A 26,255-nucleotide genomic window follows, 5' to 3' on the forward strand; every position below is an offset into this window, starting at 1 on the left:
CAACTATGTCGCTTTTGCTACGAAAACCGTGAAAAAGATCGATTTTATCGATGAAACGTAATTTTTTCCTTTGAAATCAAAAAGAAAAAAATGTGAATCCAAACTGTCACTATACCAATAGCCAGCGCGATAAAACTCGATCTATCCAAACTGAATAAGAAACTGGCAAGAAGAGCGATCCCAAATGGATAATAGAAAGAAACCCACCAAAACTTATTCTTTCTTTCATATAAAAACAACATCATCAACCATCCAATCAAACCTTTAGCAAAAGACATAAACAAAAACCGAATATTGTTTACGCCCATTCCATAAGGAGAACGAACGGTCAATTCATAATTTTCATTGTGGCCAACATATCCATTTAATATATAGTTTTGATTCGGAATAAATCGAGGAGAACCTTCGATTTGATTGATCCATTTACTTCCTATCCTAAGTTCAGGTGAATCATAATTGGGTGATTCTTTCATCCAAGATGGAACCATATAAAACACATATCGATCAGGGATAGAATAATTGAATTTGCTCGTACGTATACTCGCTATCTCTTGGTACACATCATCAGCTACTACCATCACATCATACCCTGGAATAAAACTCCCGACGTTGGAATGAAGATAAAATGCAGTAGGGTAACCTTCAAAAGCAATCGAATGCTTATCTGTATCGCTCTGTTTTTGATAATAAGAATTGACAGTCGTAAAAAAATAAATGCCCTCGTTTTCCTTTAGCTTCTGTGGATTTGGTTTTCCCATTAGTTTAGCAACATTTGCATATTGTGATGCGGAGATAACAAGAGGAGAACGAGCGCCCTCTGATTCATGCACAATAAGGAAATCAGCTACTTGTTTGTAAAAATTTACGTTTTGTTTCTTCAACTCTTGTTCCAATGCTGTTTGGTATATAGACAGTTTTGATTTATCTTGATATATCGCTTCTAAGTAAAAAGTAAATGCATTTTCTTGATAGTAATTTTTCTGTGTTAGATAGCTGGTAAGGAAAATTTTCATATCTGTGATGGCAGAAAAAAGAAAGAGAACACCTAGAAAAATAACCAAAATCTTACCTGTTAATCCTCCTAGAAACTGCTGTTTAGAAAAAACAGAACCAATACCAATTTTTTTATCAAGAAAATAAAGAAGTACAACTGCTGCAACAAAAAATACTCCAAGCAAGACAAAAAATAATGGAACTTGTTGAAAATGAATGGATCCAAAAAAAGATAGATATCCATATAAAAAAAGCAGAAGCATAGAAGAACTGATTAACCGTATAGAAAACTGCCATTTCTTATGTAGATTACCCTTTTTTCTCGGATATAAGAAAAAATAAAAAATCAGTCCACTTAGGAGAAAAGCAGGGATAAAAAATAACGCAGATTTCCAGATAGCTGAAAACGGAAAAATAAAAGGAAAGATCGGTGTTTCCATCATAGATGCGAAAAACCGAAAAATGAGCGGGCTAGCTGCTAATCCAAGCAAGATTCCAGATCCCCATGAAAGTAATCCCAACCATACATTTTCCCAAAAAATAACACCCTTGATTTGTTTTCGAGAAACTTCATCTAAGGTATCTGGAGTGATATCTTCTCTTCTCCTACTTATTTGATAAATAGTAGAAAAAAAGAGAAATACAAGAAAAAACACCCAAAACAGATGGATATCCAAAAGTTGTTTCTCTTGTGGATGAAGAAACCGCTCAAACCATGGGTGATTTATGAGCATCTCACTCCACAAATATGCCATGACAAAGAAGGCATGTATTATAAAAAAAGGCATATATGCTTTGAAGTTTTGCATTATATTTTTTATTAGTAAGGATTTGTTAGCCAGAATAAACAACCTGCTACTAAAAACATAGAAAAACATCCCTATGCTAGAGTTTTCCTGCTTCTATGTGCCCTGTCTCGCCACAAGACTCGCTACTACAGTTTGCTATAACACTCCACAGGCGTAAATTCCCGTGTAGCCCACGGTACAGATAGGTTCTCTCGTTAGGTGAGAAGAACATATTTTCTTGCTTGCATCAAATTAATTGCTGCATTGTGATCCCGATCGATGTTTTGTCCACAATGTTCACAGGAAAACACTCGGTCCGAGAGGGATAATTTCACTTTTTTTATGCCACATTGAGAACACAATTTACTAGAAGGGTAAAACATTGCCACTTCCCTTAATTCAATTCCCATTTTACGACATGCATTTCCCAACTTTCGTTTGAAATCATAAAATCCCTGATCGGAAATCGACTTCGATAAATGCCGATTTTTCTTCATTCCTTGGACATTTAACCTCTCGATAGTGATGAATGCGGGCTTGGTTTTCGCGATCACACTCACCACCCATGCACGATAAGCATCTCTCATGCGAGCAAGTCGTTGATGAAGCTTTTGAATTCGGAGAATGTTTTTTGCTATGTTGCTTCCGTTTTTTGTAGCAGGTTTTCCACCTCGCTTTTTTTTGAATTCGTACTGACGAGATAACGCTCGTTGTACTCGTTTCAAGCGTTTCTCTGTACGTTTGATGATGGAAGTCTTATTGATGTTCCCAAAAACTTGTCCCTGACTGGTAATCGCAAAATCTTTGATTCCCAGATCGATTCCTATTCCATCTGAAACACGTTTTGCTTTCCATTCTTTTTGTTTCTTCCCACTAATGGAGGAAAACAGAACAGATACATAGAAGCGATTGGCTTTCTGTTCGATGGTACAACTAGAAACTGTTTCTTGGATAGGAAGGTATCCTTTTTCTTTCAGTCGAACCCAACCCAAAGTGGGGAGTTTGATACGATGGCGCTCTATTTCCAGATCCTTTGGATTGTTTTTTGGAAAGTACAATTTCACGGTTTGGGCATGTTTCTTTTTAAATCGTGGTTTTCCTGCTATTTTTTGGAGATAACGCCGGAAGGCTTTTTCTGCATTCACTAAACTCTTCTTTCTCGCTTTGCTTCCACAATTTTTGATCCAAGAATAAACGAGAGACAGTTCATGGTTCACTTTTTTATCAAACTGATTTGCCTAAAGGATTCGTTGCTTTTGTTTGAGTAAATCCAAATTGTGTCCAACATATTGGTTGTACAGAAAACGACAAACTCCAATAGAGGATACGATTTTCTCCCTTTGCTCGAAATTTGGATGTATTTCGGTTTTGTACGCAATCGTCACGGATCCACCTCCTTCGAACATATATTCTGAATGGTATATGTTCGAGGGAATCTACGAAATTCCTCCTCTGTGGATAAAAAAAATAAATCCTTTCTACTTTTTTATGTTTTCGGAAACAGTTGGTACCTCCTTTAAACATTTATTTTTTTACATTAATTTTAACAGAAACATAACAAGCAGGCGTATCAGAATAGGAAAGTATTTTTTTCCTTTAAGAAAGCAACAAAAAAAGCGCAATCAAAGAAAAGTGCGCTTCTATCTATGTGTACAATAGTATTATCCACGCCCCAAGATCTTGAAAGACATCAAGATATCAGGGCAAAGCAACAACAACGATCACACATACAGAACAATGCGATCATCTGCTACTCGTCGGTACTCGAGAACTGCACCGTTTTGGGTCTTCTTCCAGTAAGATTCGCCCACCTTGATGTCCCGAGCATCGTACCACAGATGACGCTTTCCATCCTTGGACGTGGTTTCCCTTACCAGTTTCAAATCCTCTGAATGGTCGGTGCCTTCCAGCACACAAAACGCAAAAAGATTCTCATCTTTGTCATCCTTGATTGCGTTCTCGGCATCTGTGAAATGACCCCAGTTGGAATTCAACTGCTGGCGGACAAATTCCTGAAGAGTCATCGACTTACGAGCCTTCTTCTCACTCATGGAGCACTCCTAAAGCAGTCAGCCTCTATCGCTATTTTACTTTAGTTCCATCAAACACGTCAAAAAGGCGTACAACCTTTCCCCATATCGTACGCCTTATAACCTGCTTATGAAAAAGTTAATGATACGTATTCCCATGATTCAGTTCAAAGTCGATATTCATTTTATCCGGAATTTGTACATAGAGGGTATATTTTCCTGACTTTGGCTCTTTGTTGTATTCGCTTAGTGGATCAAAAGAATGGATCATGTTCTTCCATAAATCATCGGTTGTATAGGTGATTACTGTTTTTCCTGATGCATCTACTATTTTATAGTTGATTTTCCCATGAGTATCTCCATTGTTACGTGTATTTAAGTAATTTTGAACCCCCGAAAGGTACGTAAAATCAAGATATTCCTTCCATTTCCCATCTCCTACTTCACCGCTATAACGTACTTTTTCATTAGCAAAAGACCAATCGGAACTTTCCACGTTTCCTGGATTCTTTTTGTATTCTTCCCAGAGTTGCTTGAGTTTTTTCCCTGTGTACTCTTGAAACAAATCATCTGAATACTCTTTATTTTGAACACGTTGATGAATCTTTACCATCGTACTTGGATAAGAAATATCCTGAATCCATGCAAAAAAACGCGCTGTCACCCCATAACTATCTGTATAATTTTGTGTATTATTTACAGGAGGATATTGCCGAGTATCGAGGATCGAATAACGATTACGTGCATATTCTGCCATTCCTTCTAAAAACCAATCTGGAGCATGGACTGTATCTGGATATGCATCAACTACATGAAATAATTCATGTGCTAGTAATCCTTGATCACTAGGATTTTCTTTTGCATAATCCGGATTCATATAAATGGTATTTCCCTTGGTATAAGCATAAGGATATTTTTCGTTTCGTTCGAATTGAAGAAAAACTTCAGTAGGAGCTTTTCCAGTGCCAAACTCTTGTGCCATCTGTTTGTATGTACGTTTAAATGTTGTTTCATAGTTGCTGACAATTGAAGACATATTCGAATCACTATAATCGATCGTCAATTTGTAATCTCCACTTGTGACTACTTTTTTCGTTGCATGTGCGGGTTGAATTCCTAATGAGAATATAGTCACTCCCATCGCAATTGCAACAACGACACCCTTTTTGATGACGGATAGCCCCATTTCCATTCTCCTTATCTATCCATTAGAATGCTTCTATATTAAAGAATATTTCGTATATTATCAATGAACAGAATAAGAATATGTTTTGCTAAATGAAGAATAAAACCAGTGATGGCGGCTGCGTGAAGCAGCCGCCATCGATCTGAGATCGCGTTCTCTACTCTACCTTGGAATCAGATGAGAGGAACTTTTCGATTGCGCTGACGATGTTCTTTTTCTCTTCTGGGTTGGGGGTGTGCTGCCCCCTCGGGAACGACTTGATCTCGCAGGAGACTCGCACATGTCGCTCGATGTGCTTTGCGCTCTCTTCTTTGACCGAAGCATCCTGACCTGACTGGAAGAGCACAAGGGGAACAGTGACCTTCGGAAGAACCTTCTTCCCCTTCCGGATGATCGTCGCGAGATCACGCATGTTGCTCCACGCAACCAGTGTGTTCGCGCCTTCTGTTCCGCCCTTATGCACAAGGCCCAATCCCTGATACTCCTGTACCAGCTTCTTGCCCTTGATTTCCAGATGATACACAGAATGCATGAATGAAATCTTGGACAGGAGCAGAGGAAGACCGAATTTCAAATGGAGCTTGTAAGGCGCATTGACCATTCCAACGCCTACAACCTTCCGGACATCTACCCCTTCTGTCTTGAGCTCTTCCAGAGCAAGAAGGGTCAAGTAGCCACTCATGGAGTGACCAATCACGAAGATGCGCGAAACGTCCTCTCGCTGGATCAGCTCCAGGAGCGTTACCCCGACATCCGCAATCCAGTGATGGTAGTTGTAATTGGCCAGTTCCTTCGCCTTTTCCCTTTCATCCGTGCTGTCAAACGCATGTCCGGAAAGGGTCAGGGAGCGAACCTCATGCACTGTGTTCCCGCAATCCCAAGGAAGTGCGAATTTCTCTGGAGTCGCAGTCCACCCATGAATCTCAACAACAACCGTTTTACCTTGGTTCATCCTTCATCCTTCGATCTCAGAATGCCCTCCTTGGGCATACTATCTTCATTTTATCAGCTTTGTGTACAAATGAGGGACTGAAGGGGAAGTTTTTATTACAAGTTAGAAGATTTACCTGCCATCTCACCATCTATTAAAAATAGATCAGGAATTCAATTGAGCAAATTTACTAAATGTTATTCCAAATATACTTGATATGGATGCCGTCTTCTATTTTTTCTCAAGTTGAGTAAAGGATAAATTTCGCAAAAAAGATGTAGGAAGGATATCCTCCATACACCTTTTCTCTATTTCCAATCCTTATTTTGAATCTCTGTTACCGCATGACTATTTTCCAATGAGGAAAGATCGCCTAACTTTTCCCCTAAATAAGCGGATCGTAAAACCCGCCTTAAAATTTTCCCATTCCTTGTTCGTGGTAACTCCGTAACTACATGTATTGCTTTTGGTTTTAATGGCTTACCTAGCTTCTCTGCTAGTAATATCTTTAATTCTTGTTCCAAATCATGTGAGATAGCAATGTTGTGATGAAGGGTAACAAAACACACTGCCTCGGTTCCTTTTATCTCATCTGGTATACCGATAGCAGCCGCCTCCACTACTGCCTCATGGGACACCAATATACTCTCATACTCGACAGGCCCTACTCGCTTCCCAGCTATTTTTAGGGTATCATCGCTTCTTCCTTCAATAAACCAAAAACCTTGTTCATTGACTCTTGCCCAGTCTCCATGTACCCATGTATCAGAAAAACGAGACCAATAGGAGTTTTCATATCTTATGGAATCTTGCCAAAATCCTCTCGTCATTCCTGGCCATGCCTGCCGAATAACAAGCTCTCCCACATCATTTCGGATGGATGTACCTTCTGCATCAACAATATCTACTACCATACCAGGAATCGGACCATGAAACGAACATGGCTCCAAAGGAAGTCCAGGAAAACTAGATAAGATTCCACCAGATATTTCTGTGCCTCCAGAGTAATTGATGATCGAGCATCTCTTTTTTCCTACTTGCTCATATAACCAGACCCACGGATCTTTGTTCCAAGGTTCTCCTGATGAACCAAATACTTTTAAAGAGGAAAGATTGTGCGCCTGTATCCACTGTGTTCCATGACTCATCAATGTCCGAATGGCGGTTGGAGAAATGCCTAGATGGGTGATTTGATGTTTCTCTACCAAACTCCATAAGCGATCATAAGCAGGGTAGTCAGGTGTACCCTCATACAATACAATGGTTCCACCTAACAACAATGCACCAAAAACCATCCAAGGCCCCATCATCCAACCCATGTCCGTCACCCAACAAAGGGTATCTTTGGACTGAAAATGAAATGCATATTTCAAATCTTGTGCTGCTTTCAACGGAAATCCAACATGCGCATGAACTGTTCCTTTTGGTTTTCCTGTCGTCCCAGAAGTATAGAGAATCATACAAGGTGTTTCCCCATCCAACCAAATCAATGGACTTTCATCTGACCCTTCATCCTGTAAAGATTGATACGTCACCCATTTTACTTGTTGATGGCTTGGCTGAACCAAATCTTTCTCTCGCTCAACAACGATCACATGGGTAAGCGATGAACATGTTTCTCCTACTTTTTCGGCTTCCTGCCACAGCAAAATCTGCTTGCCGCGTCGATAAAAACAATCCGCAGTGATTAGTACTTTTGCTCCACTATCTTCTACTCTCGTCGCTACCGCCTCTGAACCATAACCAGAAAATACCGGGATCACAATTGCCCCGATCTTTGCAGCACCGATCATCGCCACTACTGTCTCTGGTATCATTGGCAAGTAAAGAACAATCCGATCTCCTTTTTTCACCCCAAGTCGAAGCAAAGCCTGTGCAAATCGATCTGTCTCATGGGATAACTCTTTATATGTTACTTGTCGTCGTTCCCCGCCGTCGGATTCCCATAAAATCGCATTTTTTTGTGCTATTTCTCCTTTTGCATGTTTATCTACTGCGTCATATGCAATATTCATTTCTCCTTCTGTATACCAACGCGTCCAAGCGATACCACGGGAATCATCCATCGCTTGTTTGTATGGCTTGTGCCAAGTAAGCCCTATTGCTTTTTCCATCTCCGACCAAAACCAATTTGGGTCTTTTTTTACTGCGTGATAAAGTTCTGCCATAGAACGAAAACCATATTGGTGCATGAGCTGATACAAATTCGATTCTTCCCATTTGATAGAGGTTGGTAAATAAGATTGTGTTTCGTCACTCAATACCATTCACCCTTTCCTCAAACAAATCAATCTAGCAAAACCAAAACAAAGACCTACAAATTATTTTAAAAGGCAACAAAGAAAATATGGTTAGAATGAAACAAATGACACGATATACGGATTGACGTTGCAGGTAAAAACGATAACTACAAAATAAATTTACTCTGACTAGCGATCTGCTATCACTGGTCAGAACAAAAAGAAAACGCTTACAAAAATGCAGCAAAAAACTCTTCTTCTTTTTCATATTACCATATATTAAAAAGAAATTATTGGATAAAAGCTGCTAAAAAACAGTTGGAATAAGCGTGTAGGGAGCAGCGGAACAAAGCATACATTATCACATGCCACTATCAAGTGGGAAACGAACAGTGATTTTACAAATCGCTGTTCGTTTTTTATTGCCAGTAACGCTTATTTCAGTTTTATGTTCAACTGCTCCCTAAACCCCTACTACAAAACAGAGACATTCCGGTTATACAAACTATTTTCCACTAGAATACTCACATATAAAAAGCTACGGGCCCAGACCAATTTGATCTGGGCCCTTGCAGGCTAGTTCGGATATCCAGAAGATGCATGTGCATAGGACAAGTGTGCATCATAGCTGACACACTTGTCTTCGTTCTCGAGACGTTTGATCATGTCCGTCAGATGGCGAATGGAATCACCCAGCTTCTTTCGCCTGATGGCAAGAGTGTCATAAGCCTTCTCCATTCGGAAGGATGCTCTGACTAGAGCCTTGAACTTCTTATCACTGAGGATGGAGTCCTGCTTCATCTGTGTGAAGACGGAATCCAAAAGATCTCGTCCTTCTATCAAAAGACGCTCCGGTTCAGGAAGAAAAGGTTCACGGACTTCCACCAGTTCATCTGTCTGAGATGAAGGCAGTTCTGAGATTACCACTTCTGGGGAGACAGATCGATTGATGAATTTCCTACGGAAAAACACAGAACGAAGTTGCTGCATCCCGTTTTGAAGCACTACATAGATCTTCCTCCTCACTCCAGTTTCCTTGCACAGAGCACTAGGCTCATTATCTGCAAGAGAGTCAACAGAGCCCAAAGAATCTCGCTCGTGATGGACGAACAGTTCCATCAACCGCGTGTGGAGAGCTATGAAAGACTTTCGTGTATCATGGCTGACTTGATTGTCATCGTCCATGAGTTGCTCGACGAAGTGCTTCAGATGCAGATTGCTATTGCGAAGCTTCTGCATTCTGCTGGATATAGCTACAAAAGCCATACCCATCTTCTTGTTTGCCTTACACAGAGCTTCCAGCTCATCATCCGTAAGGACTTTGCCCTTCCTCACCTGCTTGAAAACAGAGTACAGCAACTCACTTCCTTCTTTGATCAGTCGCTCAGACTCCGGAAGCTGATTTTCAACCACCTGCTCCGACTTCTGGGCATCCTCGATAGCCATTTTCTCTCCTATCTTTGTTTGAGTCACTTAATAGGAAATGCAAACAGCATCATAACACTCATTTATTATTTATGAAAGAAATAGTTTTATTCATTTTAATAGTTTATTTCATTATTGAAAATTAAATGGGAAGGATCTATATCTTGAGGATATGTAAACAAATCATTTTTAAAAGTCGTGCACCCTGTTATCCGAAGATAGACAGGGTGCGATTGATGTGGGTTACATGCTTCGCACAGGCTTAGTACGTAGCTTCACTCACTGGTGTCTCACATGTTCAGTGCCGCCAGCAGCGACTCCTCCAGGTAAGGCCAGGAATCGTTCTCGGAGACCACCTTCTTGATCCCCTCGACGGACATCGGGTAGAAGACGAGGTGTCCCATCTCCTGATCGGGGTCGCTCCGCTGCGCGAAGAGACGCTCGCATTCCTCACGCGACGGTGCGTCGAACAGCCCGACGAAGTTGATGGTCCTCTGCTTGTCGTCGTAGACGATACCGACGATACGCAGGGAGCGGGCCTCCAGACCCGACTCCTCGAGGATTTCACGCTTGGCGTGCTGGGCGAGATCCTTGCCGTCCAGAATCCCCGCGAAGGGGTAGTCCTTCTTGGCTCGCAGGTGATGACCACTCACGAACTCCCCGTCCTCGGTCTTTCCGAACGAGGCGATGTTGGTGGTCTTGAAGTTCGGGACGTAGACGCCCTTGATCAGCTTGCCACGAGACTGCCGGGCGGCGAAGGACGTCTTCCAGATGTAGATCATTCGACCGTTCTGGAAGACCTCCGCAGCGAAGACGGTGCCGTTGTTTCCGTTCGGGTTCTTCTCGTTCCAGTCCGCGTCGATGATGGCCTGATCCTCCTTGGAGAACAGGGGCCCCATGTCGCAGATCTGGGGCGTGTTGTCCACACCCGGAAGCGAGAGGCCAGGGGTGGCGACGAAAGTCATGCTGACTCCTAGGTTGAGTGGGTATACCCACACCAGTACTTGTCTATAAGGATAACATATTTTCCACTTTAAAAGTTGGATCTATTAGAAAAACAAAAAAGATTGGGATAATTTCTGGTTGAGTCTTTAAACAAAATACTCCCCTTGAATAACCACCTTCCCCATTCCTCCAATCCATAAAGCATTCTCCTTCCCATCAATCTCCATCTCACAAGGCATATCGACTACTTCTCCCTGCTCCGCTATAATGGGAAATCGACCAACAAAACGATCTATCTGTTGAAAATATGCCCCTAACGCAGCATTTCCCATCCCACATGCTGGATCTTCGATTCCCTCCCTTGGACAAATATTTCGTGTGTGGACATCAGCATGCGGATGAATGGTTTCAAACGTAAAAGCTTGCACCTCTTTTGCTCCAAGATGTTCGCAAAGATTCCCTAGAGATGCGATATCCCGTTTTATCGATAAAAGGGCAGCAAGAGACTGAACTGGAACAATAAGGTGTTGCAAACCTAAATCCACTGATAGTATGGGATAGTCAGGTAATAAATCTCCTTCGGTTATCCCAAGTGTTTGGGCAATCTTTTCTCTTTCTTGGATGACACTAGAATAAACAGGTTCTGCTTGTTTCATATATACTTTCGTTTCCTCGTCCTTCTCTACCATCCTCACTTGACGAATACCAGCTCTCGTTTCAATCCGATAATTCTCCTTCTTTTTACCATCAATTCTTTGTAGCTCATCCAAAGCCAGAAAAGCAGCTACCGTAGGATGTCCAGCCACTGGTATTTCTTCCGTTGGACTAAAATAACGAAAATGAAAGTCTGCTACCTTAGAAGGATAGACAAAAACAGTCTCTACTAGATTCAATTGCTTAGCTATTGGTTGAAGATATGCTTCGTCTATGAGGTGTGCATCATAAAATATTGCCGCAGGATTACCGACACCTTCTCTCCCTGTAAAACTGTTTACGACCATAAATGGATGTCCCATACGATTCCCTCCAACTATAAAAAAGAGGCATCTAAACAAATGGTGTCCCTCGAAAAATTTTAAATATCACTCATCACAACTACTTATGTAAAGAGTATTTTTTTCATTTTCCTAAAAAATCACACTCCATTTTCCAACTCATGACATCTTATGGACTATCACCAATCCAAACCTTACTGAGATTTTAAATCGTTTCAAATCTCCACTCTTTTAACTGATTATGAAAGGAGGCAAAAACCCCCTGATATAATATATAAGAAAAAGTATTTCACAAAAATAGGATTAATACGATATGATAGTACTAACGTCACAGGAGGTTGAAATGGAAGTTGTCACCACATGGTGGATCTGGGCTATTCTGATGGCCTACCTCTGCGGATGGGTATGGTATGCGGAGCGAGATTTGAAGATCAAATCGACTGAAGTTACCAAGCTTCAGGCCGTGAATGCAGCCCTCGAAAACGCCGCCAACTCGGAAAAGAGGGCACATAACATCCGAGTCGCCGAGCTTCAGGAAAAGATCGCTTCTCTCCAAGCGGATGCAGCCAACCAGCTGAAGGAGCAGATCGCTTCGCTCCAAGCGAATGCCGCTATCCAGCTGCACCGCGCACTCGATGCCGAAAGGGAAATCCGGTATGCTCAAGTTGCGGAGCTGAAGACAACGCACCTCGCAGAAGTGAAGCAGCTTCAGGAAGCAGCTCGCAAGAAGCTTCAGAAGCAGAGGTCAGCAGCTGAAGAAGAGCAGGCTAGGATCGTCGCGAAGCTGGAACTTGCTCTCGAAGAGGGCAAGGTTCCGTTTGACGAGCTGGAACTTCTCTGGTCCCAAGTTCATGAGGCATCGAATGACGCTTTGAGGAGGCGGATCGAAGGCTTGGAGACACAGAGCGCCAAAGAAGCCTCAAAGGTTCGCGCTTTGAGGGATCAACTGAAGCGCGCTTCCAAGACCATGGAGGGCATGGAGAGTCATCTTCTCCACTGCCAGGACCAGCCGGACTCGAACTCGGAGTGGGTTAAGCTGGTGACGGGATCACACCATTAGATCCCTGTGGCATCTGTCCAGTTTGCGACGGTCTTGTACTGTTGCCGACTGGGCGCCATATAGAAGGAACATCTTTGTGTTTCTTATGTCTAGATTAAATAAGTATAACTTCTCTTAGCTCATCTATCGTCATTGTTCGAATTTCTTTTACAGAAGAAAGTCTTTGGTCATTTGTAATAAACAAATCTGATTGAGAAATAATCGCAGTTGCTAGAATAAGTGCGTCTGGTGTTTTGAGATGATATCTCCCACGAAGAAAGGCAGCACGCTCCGCTACTTCTACACTGACTGGTTCCACAAACAGATTTGGAAAATGAGAAAAGAGGATACGATAGCGTTTCTCTAGTGCATCATTACCTTCCCGAATTGGTTTAGTCAAAATTTCGGTAAAGGTAATAACAGAAGCAACTGCCTCTACTCCTCCTTCTTCCACTACCTCTAAAATCGCTTTCACCGTTTCGCCATATGCTGGATGTTGTTCAAATGCATAAATGAAGAGATTGGTATCTAAGGCGATTCGCCTAACATCAGCAAAAAAATTCACTCCCACCCTTCTCTCTCCTTTTTCACATATGCATCCGCATTTTCTGTTTCCCATAACTCTTTGCCAAGTCCCCAAAATGCTTCCGAAAATTTAGTTGGTTTTCGAATAATGATGATCTCATCTCTTAACTCATCATATTTCCAAATTAATTCATCACCAATATCTAACTTTGCCTTCTCTCGAATATCTTTTGGGATGGTTGTTTGATATCTTTGTTTGATTTCACTTTCCTGTCGCAAAGCATGATCCATCGTTTCAAACCCCCGTATCCTTTTGTTTGATATTTTTCCATTTTATCATACATTTTCTAGGTTTATTCTGACATTATTAAATTTCTTCTATCAAACCCATACAACAGAAAAAGCGCTATCTTCATTTTATGTTTAGATAGCGCTTTTCGATATATAGATGAGCTTTCTTTAGCCCAATACTTTCATCACATTGCGGACGGAGTCAGCGGACTTATCAAGGGCGGATTTTTCGGACTCGGTAAGCTCCAATTCCAATACTTTTTCAATCCCGCTACCACCAAGTACTACAGGTACTCCAAGGTAAAGGTTTTGATAACCGTATTCGCCTTCCAAGTAAGCAATCGCTGGGAGAATACGTTTTTTGTCTTTTAAGATTGCTTCTGCCATTTGTACCAGAGAAGCTGCTGGAGCATAGTAGGCACTACCATTACCAAGCAGGTTTACGATCTCACCGCCACCTGTACGCGCACGAGCTACAATCGCATCCAAACGGTCTTTTGGAATCAATTTTTCCAGTGGGATTCCACCAGCATAGGAATAACGTACAAGTGGAACCATGTCATCTCCATGGCCACCAAGAACAAAGCCACTAATATCTTCTACCGAGATATTGAGCTCTTGAGCCACAAAAGTACGGAAACGAGCAGTATCCAACACACCGGATTGCCCAATAACACGGTGTTTTGGGAATCCAGAAGTACGGTATACTTCATAAGTCATGGCATCTACTGGGTTCGTTAGTACAAGAATAATACATTCTGGTGAATACTTCACTACTTGCTCTGTTACTGCACGCATTACTTTTGCGTTGGTGTTTACCAAATCATCACGGCTCATACCCGGTTTACGTGCAATCCCAGCAGTAATGATGACAACATCGGAATCAGCAGTATTTTCATAACTGCTTGTTCCTGTAATATTCGCATCAAAACCTTGCACTGGACTTGCTTCTAACATATCAAGCGCTTTCCCTTTTGTTGGGTTTTCTGCTTGTGGAATATCTACCAAAACGATATCTCCAAGTTCTTTTTGTGCCAGCATCAATGCAGTAGTTGCACCAGTAAAACCTGCTCCAACCACGGAGATTTTACGACGTTTAATGGCTGCCATGCTTTGTTCCTCCTACAAATTTTGAATAAGATAATTTGCAAACTCTGAACATTTTACTTCGGTCGCATCTTCCATCAGACGAGCAAAATCATAAGTAACGGTTTTATCAAGAATGGTTTTACCCAAAGACTGATGGATGAGATCCGCTGCCTCTTGCCATCCGAGATGTTCCAACATCAAAACACCAGAAAGAATAACAGAACCAGGATTCACTTTGTCTAGACCAGCATATTTTGGAGCAGTCCCATGAGTTGCTTCAAAAATCGCATGACCAGTTACATAGTTAATGTTTGCTCCTGGAGCAATTCCAATACCACCAACCTGAGCAGCTAATGCGTCAGACACATAATCTCCATTGAGGTTCAACGTCGCAATTACATCATATTCTTTCGGACGGGTCAAAACCTGTTGAAGGAAAGCATCTGCAATTACATCCTTCACAATCAATTTTCCTGCTTCTGTCGCTGCTTGTTGTTCTTGGTCTGCTGCTTGTTTTCCTTGTTCTTTGACAATACGATCATATTGAGCCCAAGTGAATACTTTATCGCCAAATTCACGTTCAGCTAGATCATAACCCCATTGTTTAAATGCACCTTCAGTAAACTTCATGATATTTCCTTTATGGACAAGCGTCACACTAGGGCGTTTATGTATGAGGGCATATTCAATAGCAGCTCTCACTAATCGCTCTGTTCCTTCTTTGGAAACAGGTTTTACTCCAATACCAGATGTTTCAGGAAAACGGATCTTTTTTACACCCATCTCTTCTTGTAAAAACCGAATGACTTTTTGAGCTTCTGCTGACTCCGCTTCCCACTCGATCCCAGCATAAATGTCTTCTGAGTTTTCGCGGAAGATTACCATATCCACATCTTCTGGACGTTTTACTGGACTTGGCACTCCATCAACATAACGGACAGGACGTACACAAACATATAAATCCAATTCTTGTCTCAATGCTACGTTTAAAGAGCGAATTCCTCCACCTACTGGTGTGGTAAGGGGTCCTTTAATTGCTACCAGGTATTCTTTAATGGTTTCCAATGTTTCTTCTGGTAGCCATTCCCCTGTTTGGTTAAAAGCTTTTTCTCCAGCAAAAACTTCTTTCCAAGCTATCTTCTTTTCTCCGGTGTACGCTTTATGTACTGCTGCATCTAGTACTCTTTTAGAAGCTGCCCAAATATCTGGGCCTGTCCCGTCTCCTTCAATAAAAGGAATAATTGGTTCATTAGGAACTTGTAATTTACCATTTTGCACTGTAATTTTCTCTGCCGCCATGAATGTACCTCCTTATTTTTAAAAACATCACACATATCTAATAATTCAACAGAAATAAGGAAAAGGGGATGGTATCCCCTTGAATTTATCTATTTTCGATTGGTACGTATTTTTGATCCGTTTTGCCAACATAATCTGCACGCGGACGAATCAGACGGTTATCGTTGTACTGTTCCATAATATGCGCAGTCCAACCTGTGATACGACTCATTGCAAACAAAGGGGTGAATAGATCTTCGGAAAGATCAAGATAGTGATATACAGTAGCAGAATAAAAGTCTACATTTGGTTTTAATCCTTTGTTGGTAAACACCAGTTGCTCTACGGTCTCCGATATATCATACCATTTGGTATCCCCATGTTGTTGACCCAATTTTTGAGACATTACTCTCAAGTGCTTGGCACGAGGATCCCCATCTTTGTATACTCGGTGACCAAATCCCATGATTTTTGCTTTATTATTCAATTTATCTAAGATATATGGTTCGGTATTCTCAGCTGAACCGATCTCCCGTAACATTACCATTACTTGTTCATTCGCTCCACCATGTAAAGGTCCTTTAAGTGCACCGATAGCTGCTGTAACAGAAGAATACATATCGGCTAATGTAGCAGCTGTAACACGAGCAGCAAAGGTAGATGCATTCAATTCGTGGTCAGCTTGAAGAATCAATACTTTATCTAATGCTTGCACTGCTACATCGGATTGTTCTTTCCCTGTTAACATATATAAGAAATTGGCCACAAGTCCTAGATCTGTTCGTGGCGCGATGGGCTCTTTGCCATCACGAATACGAGAAATGGCAGCAATTATCGTTGGTATTTTTGCAGTTAAACGAACTGCTTTACGTTGATTTGCTTCTGCTGTATTTACTTCTGCTTCATCATCAAACATACATAGAGCTGAAACCGCGGTACGAAGCGTAGTCATTGGATGTGCATCTTTAGGGTATAAGCGGATTTGATTGATTAGTTGATCGGAGATTACGGAATTTTCTTGCAGTGCTTTCCTATGTTCAGCTAACTCCTCTTGGTTAGGGAGATGATTGTACCAAAGCAAAAAAGCTACTTCTTCAAAAGTAGAGTGCTCTGCCAAATCATCAATATCATAACCTCGATAAGTAAGTACTCCATCGATAATGGAGCAAATTTCTGAGGAGAGAGCTGTAATACCTTCCAAGCCTTTAACTACCATGTGTTATCGCTCCTTATCCATCGTAACAAAATGAATCCTATCAGAATGAAAGGCACCTAAATATACATGTAAGTAAACGGTTTCATACTAGACATTCATTTGATCTATCAAACCATAGCTATTATATCCAAGAAAGTATAGTAAATCTAGTTGATAAATCGTATTTAGCGCCCAAACTTAGTTTACCACATTACTATTAAATTTCCCAATCTGATGCGTTAGGATGATTTAGCCCATTCTAACACATGAAGTGGTATAATCTCCTAGTAAGGAGGCGGGTAAGAAACGTGAGTAAACATCGTATTTTTGGGATTGCTTCCCGTTCCATTTTTATTATTATACTCGTTATCACAGCTTACTACTTGTTAGTATTTTCCATACCACTGCTCTACCCATTTTTAATCGGATGGATTATTGCCATGTTAATTGAACCAATCATCCGAGTATTGGATCAAAAATGTAAAATACCTCGGCTACTTGGTTCCTTTCTGGTTCTGTTTTTGCTCTTATCGCTACTACTTACATCTGTTATTTTTCTCATTGCTGGAATTGTAGTGGAACTGACCAACTTAGCGCAAAAGCTACCTTCATTCTTCAATGATTTGGGCGAATTGCTATTTCAAAAGTTCGTACAACAAAACACCATGTTAACCCATATCATGGATACCATACAAAGTTATTTGCAAAAGAATCCAAGTCAACAAGCAAGTATCCAAGCGAGTATTCAAGAAAATTTATCTGCTCTAACCAAACAGGGAACCATGTTGATAACGGATATCATCAGTGGTATTGGTAGTTTTTTAGGGAATCTCCCTTACTTGATTACAGTATTAGTTTTTATCACCCTTGCAACATTTTTCATTAGCTTAAAATGGCCTCGGATGAATGTACGTATCCAATCGATGGTTCCTGAATCTATTCGTCAAACAAGCGGTTCTATTATGAGTGACTTAAAAAAAGCATTAGTGGGATTTATCAGAGCTCAATTAACTCTTATCACCATATCCTCTCTTATCATGTATATTGGATTATTAATTCTCCAAGTCCCTTATGCCATTTCGATAGCACTGATCATTGGAATCGTGGATTTACTACCTTATTTGGGTGTAGGTGCTGTTTTGGTTCCTTGGATTATTTACTTGTTCTTTATTGGTAATTTCCATTTGGCCATTGGTCTTAGTATCGTCTATTTGGTCATACTTATTACAAGACAATCCATTGAACCTAAGTTAGTGGCGACGAGTGTAGGATTAGACCCATTGGTTACATTGATTGCTCTTTTTATTGGATTAAATCTACTCGGTGTACTTGGTTTTGTAGTCGGGCCGACTGTAGCTGTCATTATCATTGCACTCCACAAAGCCCATATCTTCCAAGATGTATGGAATTTCATCCTAAATGGGAAAAAGACAAAGATTTAGCGGAATCGACGCATCGTACGTTTTTTAAGCCACTCGAAAATGATCCGCTGAATCACTCGTCGAGTAAAAGGAATCAATAACAAAATCCCAATTACATCACTAATGAAACCTGGAAAGATAAGAAGTACAGCACCCAAAGACAGAAGAACACCTTTTAGGATAGTATGCCCAGGTGGCTGTCCTGAAGACCATTCTTCTCGTGCAGTATAAAATGTTTTATACCCAAATTTCTGAATGAGTAGTAATCCAATCGACGCACCTAACAAAACAAGCACAATAGTTGGTAATGCACCTATCCAAGTACCAATAACTATCATCACAGCTAATTCCATCAAAAAAAGGATGATGAAAGCTTGTAATGTTTTTTTGAGTATCACTCTATCCAATCCCTTCCAAGCAACATTTTATGGCATATTTGCTTGATATATTTGTACCAGTTTCTCATATAATGATGGACTGTAATCAGGAAGACGGACACGTTTCATCTCTTTGGATACCCAAATATGTTTCGTATGACCTGTAGCTAATAACTGCTGATCCTCTTTTCTTTTGACGTTATATTGGAATACGATTTTGCTTGGCCCCACTTCTTGGATAATGGTTTCAATCACTACAACATCATCGTATTTAGCTGAATGACGGAATTGAGCACCAACATCTACAACGGGAAGCAAAATGCCTTTTGCTTCTAACTCAGGATAAGAATAACCAAGCTCACGTATAAAACTTGTTCTCCCTACTTCAAACCAAATCAAGTAATTGGCATGATAAACTACACCCATTTGATCTGTTTCTTGGTAACGTACTCTTATTTCTGTAATCAATCTCATTCCTCCAAAGTTGCTATGCCCTCTTGTCAGTATAATTAAAAGAACGGACCAATTGTCAAGCCTTGCTGCATGAACAATGGTGTTTTCGCTTATGTTGTCCAAACATAAGAGGTACTTTCTTATCTGCCAAAAAAATAAGTATCATATTTCTCTTCTGCTCATCACATAATAAGGACAAGGAATATACACTTACATTTACAACTTATGTTAGAATAAGAAAGTTGTTTTGACTAGATAGGCTATCCTTCATGTTACCAATAGATATTTCACTTCTAAAAGTAAACAAAAAACATTAGGTTGCACAATGACTATGGAAAGGAGAATCTCTCATGCTACGCAAAAAAACAAAACGTCGCAATCGTCTACGCTGGTGGATCTTCCCACAACTTGGATTGATGTAAAAAAACACCCTGTCAAGTCATATTACGACTTGACAGGGTGTTTTTATTTTCATGCTCTACATCACATTCGCTTTACCAGAATAGATCTGTCCTGTATTTGTATCAACGGTAATCATTTTTTCCAAGCGAAGTGTGTCTACTGCTCCCCGCACACCTACAACTACTGGAATACCTAAACTTACACATACTACAGCAGCATGAGAAGTAAGCCCACCTTCTTCGGTAATGATCACAGAAGCCCGTTGAATCAAATCAATAATTTCTTTATCGGTTCCACAAGTGACCAACGCTGCTCCATCCACCATTTTTTCGCGCAACTCTTCTGGTGACGTACCTACAACTACTGGTGCTGTAACTACTTGTTTCCCGATTCCTTTACCTTGCAGTAGCACTCCACCAACCACATATACTTTCATCAAATTGGTCGTACCAGTCTGCCCGACAGGCACCCCAGCAGTAATCAATATAAGATCACCTTGTGATACAAAGGAAGAAGAGATAGCTGCGTGAATGGAACTTTGGAACATTTCATCTGTAGTTTCACATTCTTCTCCAAAAACAGGGAAAACACCCCAGAGTAAGTTAAGCTTTCGCATAATATCTTCGTTTGGTGTAACTGCTAAAACAGGAATACTAGGACGATACTTGGCGATCATTCTAGCTGTATAACCGCGTTCCGTGGCGGTTACAATCGCAGAAGCCTTTAGGTTTTTGCTTGTATGCACAACTGCTTGACTGATAGATTCTGTAATAGTGTGTCCTGCTTCAGAGCTCATCTTATCTAACCAAAGAGCATGATTAAAAAAAGCTTCAGTGCGTTCTGCGATTTTCGCCATTGTCATCACGGATTCAACAGGATATTTACCAGCTGCTGTTTCACCAGATAACATGATAGCATCTGTACCATCCAAAATCGCATTGGCAACATCACTTGTCTCCGCACGTGTCGGCCGGGGATTACGTTGCATCGAATCTAACATCTGAGTGGCAGTAATAACAGGTTTACCCATGATATTACACTTTCTTATTGTTTCTTTTTGTACTTGGGGTACTTCTTCAACCGGAATCTCCACTCCAAGATCACCACGTGCAACCATCAATCCGTCTGCAACTTTTAAAATTTCGTCGACATTCTCGACACCTTCTTGGTTTTCGATCTTAGCAATGATGGGGATATATGCTTTGTTTTCTTCTAATATTTTTCGAATATCTAAAATATCTTCTGCTTTTCGAATAAAAGAAGCTGCGATAAAATCCACATTCTGTTCGATTCCAAACCGAATATCTTCCGCATCCTTTTCGGTTATTCCTGGTAAATTGACGCGAATGCCTGGTACATTAACCCCTTTTTTACTTTTCAACGTTCCACTACTTTGAATCATACAATGTACTTCTGACCCTTCAATACCTTCGACTTCTAGTCCAATTAACCCATCGTCTATTAAAACAGTAGAACCCGGCTGAACATCTGCTGGAAAATCTGGATAACTCACAGATACCCTTGATGCATCTCCTAATATAGATTGAGTCGTGAGGGTGACGTGGTTTCCAGCTACTAACTCCACTTCAGGCACACTTAAATCTCCTGTTCGAATCTCAGGTCCTTTGGTGTCCAATAAAATAGCGACCACTTTTCCTTCTTCTTTCGCTGCTTGGCGAATCGTTTTCATTCTTTTTGCGTGCTCTTCATGGCTGCCATGTGAAAAATTGAGTCGTGCCACATTCATTCCTTCTCGAATCAAGGAACGTAAAATTTCTAAATTTTCACTAGCTGGACCAATAGTACATACTATCTTCGTTTTTCTCATAATTTCCTCCCATTTTCTATGAAAATCATTATATGGATAACTGTTCAGTTAGAGGAGAAAGGGTGAGGTCAGGCTTATGTTTTTCTGTAAAAGCAACAGTAAAAGGTACTCCTTCAGGTTGTCCATTTTTAATCGCAACCATTTGATTGGTTTCCCCTGCTAAAATTAACTCTACTGCTTTCACTCCCATCCTACTAGCCAACACTCGATCGAATGCAGTTGGTGACCCGCCTCTTTGAACATGTCCCAAAATCGTAACTCTCGTTTCTAATCCACTTTTTTGTTCAATAATTTTAGCAATCTCCACCCCATTGCCTACTCCTTCTGCAACAAGGATAATACTATGTTTTTTGCCCCGTTCTACCCCGCGATTTAATCGAGTAAGAATCTCTTCAATATGGCAGGGCTCTTCTGGGATCAAAATAGACTCTGCTCCTCCTGCTACACCCGCCCAGAGTGCGATATCTCCAGCATTTCTCCCCATTACTTCTACTACATAGGTTCTTTCGTGAGAAGTTGCAGTGTCTCTTATTTTATCGATACATTCTATCACTGTATTGATAGCGGTATCAAAGCCAATAGTAAAATCCGTTCCAGGAATATCATTATCAATTGTCCCAGGAATACCAATTGTTTTTATTCCTTTTTCAGCTAACTTACTAGCCCCACAGAAGGTCCCATCTCCACCAATTACAATAAGTCCATCGATTTCATATTGATGTAAATTTGCTAATGCTTTTGCTTGGCCTTGCTCCGTCCGGAATTCATCTGATCTTGCAGTATAAAGAATGGTGCCTCCGCGATGAATAATATCTCCAACCGAACCTAGTGGCAAAGGAATAATATCTCCCTGAATAAGTCCAGTATAACCTCGTTTCACTCCGAATACTTCCATTCCCGCGAAAATTGCTGCACGGACAACTGCTCGTATTGCAGCATTCATGCCTGGCGCATCTCCACCACTCGTTAGTACAGCGATCCGTTTCACTTCTTCCACTCCCATTTCAAAGGATAATTATTTCATATTATTATTGTAATTTTACATTCTAAATATCCTTTCGTCGAGATCCCTCCAAATACACTCTATATTACAAATGACAAAACGGATCTAACAGACCCGCATTCGTTATGTAATAATAAATTTTTAAGATCTCTCCGAAAATATTGATATGATTTTCTTATCCCATAGGCTAAAGAAAAAATGCAGTAACCAAAAGCAAAGGAATATCAATCTTCTTAAGTTAGATATTATATCAGAAAATTTGTAAACATAACTAGAAAATGTTCCTTTTCTTCCATCAGGAAGTTTTCGTCTCCATTCTGGGTGGTTAGGAAATTCATAAGCTACGTTATTGGAAACTCAAAATCTATACTTTTCATTTTATGCGATATGAATCGAAAATCAAATCTATCTCAAAAGTATGATGCTTATATTTTATATTATGGAAAAGGATAAACTCTCATATGTAATCGTGGACAATCCGTATAATCGGAAGAAAAACGAAATATGCAGAATAAACAATTCGAAGAAAAATGGGATGTTCGAGGCACAAGAAGGAAAAAATCAAAAATTATTTTTTGACCCCCCCTGGCTGGTTTATCCCTGTTTCAGGATGAACCAGCCAGGAAGGTTTCTATTATCAGCATGGTAAGCATGCTAAATCCTTAATCTCTGAGCTTTCGCATTTTTGCGAGAGCTATCTGCTATTACTCAGCACTCAAACAAGGCAATTTCATTATGTACTGCGGGACGTCATCTACTGTTTGTTTTTTTAGAAGTAGTTGACGTTTTCAGGCAAGATGAACACGCTGTGACCTTTCAACAAGATCGCGGTCGGACCATCTCCACTGCAAGAAACTCAGCCAGTAATCCCTTTCATCATTTGTCAGTCCCCTCTCTTCACAGTGTTGATAGATCGCATCCATATTTTCCGCCATTTCCAAATGAGTTACTGGAGTGGGAAATGGGAGTGCGAAACTATCCGTTGGACGGAATTGACCGTTCGGAACATTCAGCCCCCAACGTTCCATCTTCTGTAGGATTTTGGGACTTCCCACCTGTGGCGTTGCCCAAACGCGTGCCGATGCAGGCTTGTGAAAAAAATGATCCCCCTTAAAAACACTTTTGGTATTATCGCTGAATGGATGCTCCCAACCCATCTTTTCGATGACTTGGAGCGACCATACCCTAGTTTCGTGTTCGCCTGGTGTAGGATCGATGTACAGCCCCACTTCTGGGATAACATCGTTCCCTCCGACATACCTACCAATTTTCGGAAGGTGGATGTCTCGATCAACTCCCTTTACGGTACCAGCAGGGATATCGAGAGAGCCCCATGTCGTGTGAAGTTCGTCAATCAGGTACCTTGAGTAATCAATGTACCAATCAGACTTCACCGCCCAATGGCCAATTTCGTGAAGAGAATGCCACCAATTACCGTATGCCTTATTCCTTTCAGCCGGAAATGGCACACCGATCTGAGCACAAAGCTCTAGAAGGGCAATTTGGCGACTGTCCAATTCTTCAGGACCTGCAAACGACGGAAACATGTCCATCAGGGTAAATCTCTTCATTTCAACGTTCATGATCATTTCTTTCCGTGTAGCACCGAATCGAGGCAACTGCGGACAAGCTCCAAAACATTGGAGTTGATAGTCCTAAGAGGTTTTTCCAAGAGGGACGCATCACGCTTTTTGAGAATAAGCGATTCACGGAACCCTGTTGGGTCTTTGCGGAAGAGACACAGCGTAACTGTGTTCTTTGCAGTAGTCACACTGTGAAAATGATTCACAGGAATACCGTAAACTACCCCTTGTGGATGAACGAGGGTAGTCACAGGTGGTTGAAAACCAATGATTCCAGTTTCACTTAGTGTACTCTTTCCTTCTGGCATCCGCGCTGGTTTGACAACACGATGATCACCAGCCACATCTCGGACCAAGTTATCGCCATTGAACATGCTGTTCGTTAGCTCACCTGCCAAGACGAGACTAGATACACGGGTACGGTGAGTGTGAAACTCAATATCACCAGGATAGTCTGGGTAGATGTTGAGTCGCAGCTGGAGGTCACGAGGGTCACTCTTGACTCCAAGAAGACCGATGTTATAAAAGTCGGCTAGGCTCGAGTAGTCGAGCACTTCAAATAGCCTTTTATCGGTCAAGGTCAACAAACGCTTTACCATGACCTTCACAAACTCCCAGTCTCGAATTGGGAGTTTGCCATTTGTCGTCGCAGCATTCTCTAGCCTAGGCAACAAACTGACTAACTTCTCAGTTTCTGCTTTGGTAGCTGCTTTTGAATAAATATCCATCCGCTTCTTTCTATGTAGAGGAGGATTCCAAAACGACCTTTCCATTAAACTACATTCGATATATACAAATCAATGGATAAATTGTTACAATTTCATATTTTTATTTATTTTTGTATATTTGTAGATTTATATGTATTTTTACATGTATTTACCAAATAAAAAAATGCAATAAACTTTATTTTCCGTCTCAATAAAGTTTATTGCAAAATGTTTTTAAAAATGACTTCATATTCTTATGTTCTCAAATATAAATCTCCCCTACAAAACCGAATATTCAATCGAATTATCATAATGGTAAATATTATTATTTTTATCGCATTAAATATTTATTTACATCTTACGTAAATGCGGTACAGTTAGTATATAACTACTAGATATACGGGGGGGTGCCCAGTTGGAACAAAATCATCTGCTGCATTTAGGAAAAGAATTTGCCAAGTTTTTTGTTTATTACTGCGAAGGCGAACAATATGTAAACTTAATCGATCAATTCCGATGGGCAAAAACCCGGATTACACTTATAGAAGCAATGACAAGATTGCTCCAATATAGTAACCCACAGCCAGAGCTCCCAGAAATGAAACTCTCTGATGAAGATTGGAAGCGCTTAACTAAATTTATCTTACATGCGGATATCCAAAATGTGCGAGAACTCCATACTACGATGATTCGTTATGTATCTGCTTTTGAGTTAGAAAAAATTAAAAAAACAGAGGAATACCTCACTGAACTACTGATTCATTTTGATGACGGAGATTAAATACATCTTCGTCGTCTATATGATTGCTGACGACCAGCTTTTCGTTATTTCATGAAAAGCTGGTCGCAGTATTCTTCTGATATTACCCCTATAAAAAACGCGATGTGTATAACCAAATCAAGATCCCCAAGACAAGAATGGAAAAAGTAACCCATGGTTTTTTTCTAAACAGAAATACTAAGATTCCCACAATGACAAAAAATAAGTAAGGGGATGCCATGATAAAGAGCAACCAAAGCATCTCCTATGTTGAAAGATTCCATTCCACTGAACATCACACTTCCTCATTTGTATATGGCTATTAATAATCTGAATATTTCTTTATTTAAAATTTCACAAACAGTTAAAATGAGCCTGCCATTGCTCGTAGTTCGGCTCGTACACATTGGTAAGAGATACTTTAAATCTCACTATTTCGGACAATTGTTCTTATGATCCTGTTAAGGAATCATTATGCATCTCGCAGAATATCGGGTTATTTAATAATAGTACCAGAACTAATACCGCCTAGTATAATACACGATAAGAATAACTCTATAACTACAGGTTATAAAAGAACTCGAATATCGTTATTTAGACAAATCTCCTACGTTTGTTCTAAAAATTCGGGAGGAGCGTTTATTGCTCATCGAGACTCCACACGACTAAAGTCGTGGGATTCTTAGGTAGTTAGCGCACTCACTCCATTTCTGCTTTGTGCAACTCCCAAGTTCAGGGCTGTCTCATCAGCCCGTCCCATGCAGTTAGAAG

Annotated in this window: 22 protein-coding genes and 1 pseudogene; 3 read left to right on the forward strand and 20 right to left on the reverse strand. The window is 40.6% G+C overall.

Going from position 1 to position 26,255, the window contains the following annotated elements; translation table 11 throughout:
- Positions 1-44 precede the first annotated feature (44 nt).
- The 9 genes and pseudogenes from A3GQ_RS0113730 to A3GQ_RS0113770 all read right to left on the reverse strand — a co-directional run bounded on the left by A3GQ_RS0113730 (position 45) and on the right by A3GQ_RS0113770 (position 11,554).
- The gene (locus A3GQ_RS0113730) at positions 45-1,727 is read right to left on the reverse strand and encodes an LTA synthase family protein (protein WP_028777536.1); all 1,683 of its coding nucleotides are present in this window, start codon (positions 1,725-1,727) and stop codon (positions 45-47) included.
- A gap of 269 nt (positions 1,728-1,996) precedes the next feature.
- Positions 1,997-3,187, reverse strand: a pseudogene (locus tag A3GQ_RS24460) (RNA-guided endonuclease InsQ/TnpB family protein).
- Positions 3,188-3,502: 315 nt separating this feature from the next.
- Complete coding sequence (locus A3GQ_RS0113740) at positions 3,503-3,832, reverse strand: hypothetical protein (protein WP_028777537.1); 330 nt, start codon at positions 3,830-3,832, stop codon at positions 3,503-3,505.
- Between the two features lie 118 nt (positions 3,833-3,950).
- The gene (locus tag A3GQ_RS0113745) at positions 3,951-4,997 is read right to left on the reverse strand and encodes a basic secretory protein-like protein (protein WP_028777538.1); all 1,047 of its coding nucleotides are present in this window, start codon (positions 4,995-4,997) and stop codon (positions 3,951-3,953) included.
- 157 nt (positions 4,998-5,154) lie between these two features.
- The gene (locus A3GQ_RS0113750) at positions 5,155-5,949 is read right to left on the reverse strand and encodes an alpha/beta hydrolase (protein WP_028777539.1); all 795 of its coding nucleotides are present in this window, start codon (positions 5,947-5,949) and stop codon (positions 5,155-5,157) included.
- Between the two features lie 287 nt (positions 5,950-6,236).
- Positions 6,237-8,189: an AMP-binding protein gene (locus tag A3GQ_RS0113755; RefSeq protein ID WP_245596786.1), complete on the reverse strand. Its 1,953-nt coding sequence runs from the start codon at positions 8,187-8,189 to the stop codon at positions 6,237-6,239.
- A gap of 555 nt (positions 8,190-8,744) precedes the next feature.
- A complete protein-coding gene (locus A3GQ_RS0113760) occupies positions 8,745-9,581 on the reverse strand; it encodes a hypothetical protein (protein WP_169818295.1) in 837 nt (278 codons plus the stop codon).
- Between the two features lie 302 nt (positions 9,582-9,883).
- Positions 9,884-10,558, reverse strand: coding sequence for an NUDIX hydrolase (locus tag A3GQ_RS27130; RefSeq protein ID WP_156877723.1), 675 nt, complete (start codon positions 10,556-10,558; stop codon positions 9,884-9,886).
- A 126-nt stretch (positions 10,559-10,684) separates the two neighbouring features.
- Positions 10,685-11,554, reverse strand: coding sequence for a PhzF family phenazine biosynthesis protein (locus A3GQ_RS0113770; RefSeq protein WP_028777543.1), 870 nt, complete (start codon positions 11,552-11,554; stop codon positions 10,685-10,687).
- Positions 11,555-11,876: 322 nt separating this feature from the next.
- Here A3GQ_RS0113770 and A3GQ_RS0113775 point away from each other — a divergent pair, with 322 nt between their 5' ends.
- Positions 11,877-12,593 (forward strand): hypothetical protein, encoded by a 717-nt coding sequence (locus A3GQ_RS0113775; protein ID WP_028777544.1) that lies wholly within the window; start codon positions 11,877-11,879, stop codon positions 12,591-12,593.
- A 94-nt stretch (positions 12,594-12,687) separates the two neighbouring features.
- On the opposite strand, the gene A3GQ_RS0113780 is transcribed toward A3GQ_RS0113775, so the two are convergent.
- From A3GQ_RS0113780 to A3GQ_RS0113800, 5 genes are all read right to left on the reverse strand, one after another.
- Positions 12,688-13,143 carry a type II toxin-antitoxin system VapC family toxin gene (locus A3GQ_RS0113780; protein WP_028777545.1) on the reverse strand — a complete coding sequence of 152 codons (456 nt, stop codon included), beginning with the start codon at positions 13,141-13,143 and terminating at the stop codon, positions 12,688-12,690.
- Entirely contained in the window at positions 13,134-13,388 is a 255-nt protein-coding gene (locus tag A3GQ_RS0113785) for an AbrB/MazE/SpoVT family DNA-binding domain-containing protein (protein ID WP_028777546.1), read from the reverse strand. The genes A3GQ_RS0113780 and A3GQ_RS0113785 overlap by 10 nt, the downstream gene beginning before the upstream one ends.
- Positions 13,389-13,556: 168 nt before the next feature.
- A complete protein-coding gene (gene mdh / locus A3GQ_RS0113790) occupies positions 13,557-14,498 on the reverse strand; it encodes a malate dehydrogenase (protein WP_037464967.1) in 942 nt (313 codons plus the stop codon).
- A 12-nt stretch (positions 14,499-14,510) separates the two neighbouring features.
- Entirely contained in the window at positions 14,511-15,776 is a 1,266-nt protein-coding gene (gene icd / locus A3GQ_RS0113795) for an NADP-dependent isocitrate dehydrogenase (protein WP_028777548.1), read from the reverse strand.
- Between the two features lie 85 nt (positions 15,777-15,861).
- Entirely contained in the window at positions 15,862-16,971 is a 1,110-nt protein-coding gene (locus A3GQ_RS0113800) for a citrate synthase (protein WP_028777549.1), read from the reverse strand.
- Between the two features lie 287 nt (positions 16,972-17,258).
- Here A3GQ_RS0113800 and ytvI point away from each other — a divergent pair, with 287 nt between their 5' ends.
- Entirely contained in the window at positions 17,259-18,392 is a 1,134-nt protein-coding gene (gene ytvI, locus A3GQ_RS0113805) for a sporulation integral membrane protein YtvI (RefSeq protein ID WP_028777550.1), read from the forward strand.
- Here ytvI and A3GQ_RS0113810 read toward each other — a convergent pair.
- The 6 genes from A3GQ_RS0113810 to A3GQ_RS0113835 form a co-directional block, all read right to left on the reverse strand.
- A complete protein-coding gene (locus A3GQ_RS0113810; RefSeq protein WP_051271813.1) occupies positions 18,389-18,769 on the reverse strand; it encodes an FxsA family protein in 381 nt (126 codons plus the stop codon). The genes ytvI and A3GQ_RS0113810 overlap by 4 nt on opposite strands.
- Before the next feature lie 27 nt (positions 18,770-18,796).
- Positions 18,797-19,216, reverse strand: coding sequence for an acyl-CoA thioesterase (locus A3GQ_RS0113815; protein WP_245596787.1), 420 nt, complete (start codon positions 19,214-19,216; stop codon positions 18,797-18,799).
- 463 nt (positions 19,217-19,679) lie between these two features.
- A complete protein-coding gene (gene pyk / locus A3GQ_RS0113820; RefSeq protein ID WP_245596788.1) occupies positions 19,680-21,431 on the reverse strand; it encodes a pyruvate kinase in 1,752 nt (583 codons plus the stop codon).
- Between the two features lie 28 nt (positions 21,432-21,459).
- Complete coding sequence (pfkA, locus tag A3GQ_RS0113825) at positions 21,460-22,419, reverse strand: 6-phosphofructokinase (protein WP_028777554.1); 960 nt, start codon at positions 22,417-22,419, stop codon at positions 21,460-21,462.
- Positions 22,420-23,222: 803 nt separating this feature from the next.
- On the reverse strand, positions 23,223-24,017 hold the full coding sequence (locus tag A3GQ_RS0113830) for a hypothetical protein (protein WP_037464969.1): 795 nt from the start codon (positions 24,015-24,017) through the stop codon (positions 23,223-23,225).
- A 2-nt stretch (positions 24,018-24,019) separates the two neighbouring features.
- A complete protein-coding gene (locus tag A3GQ_RS0113835) occupies positions 24,020-24,745 on the reverse strand; it encodes a hypothetical protein (protein ID WP_028777556.1) in 726 nt (241 codons plus the stop codon).
- A 394-nt stretch (positions 24,746-25,139) separates the two neighbouring features.
- Here A3GQ_RS0113835 and A3GQ_RS0113840 point away from each other — a divergent pair, with 394 nt between their 5' ends.
- Complete coding sequence (locus A3GQ_RS0113840) at positions 25,140-25,505, forward strand: hypothetical protein (RefSeq protein WP_028777557.1); 366 nt, start codon at positions 25,140-25,142, stop codon at positions 25,503-25,505.
- Positions 25,506-26,255: the final 750 nt, after the last annotated feature.

It is taken from the genome of Shimazuella kribbensis DSM 45090, assembly GCF_000428065.1.
In the GTDB taxonomy this organism is placed as follows: domain Bacteria; phylum Bacillota; class Bacilli; order Thermoactinomycetales; family Thermoactinomycetaceae; genus Shimazuella; species Shimazuella kribbensis.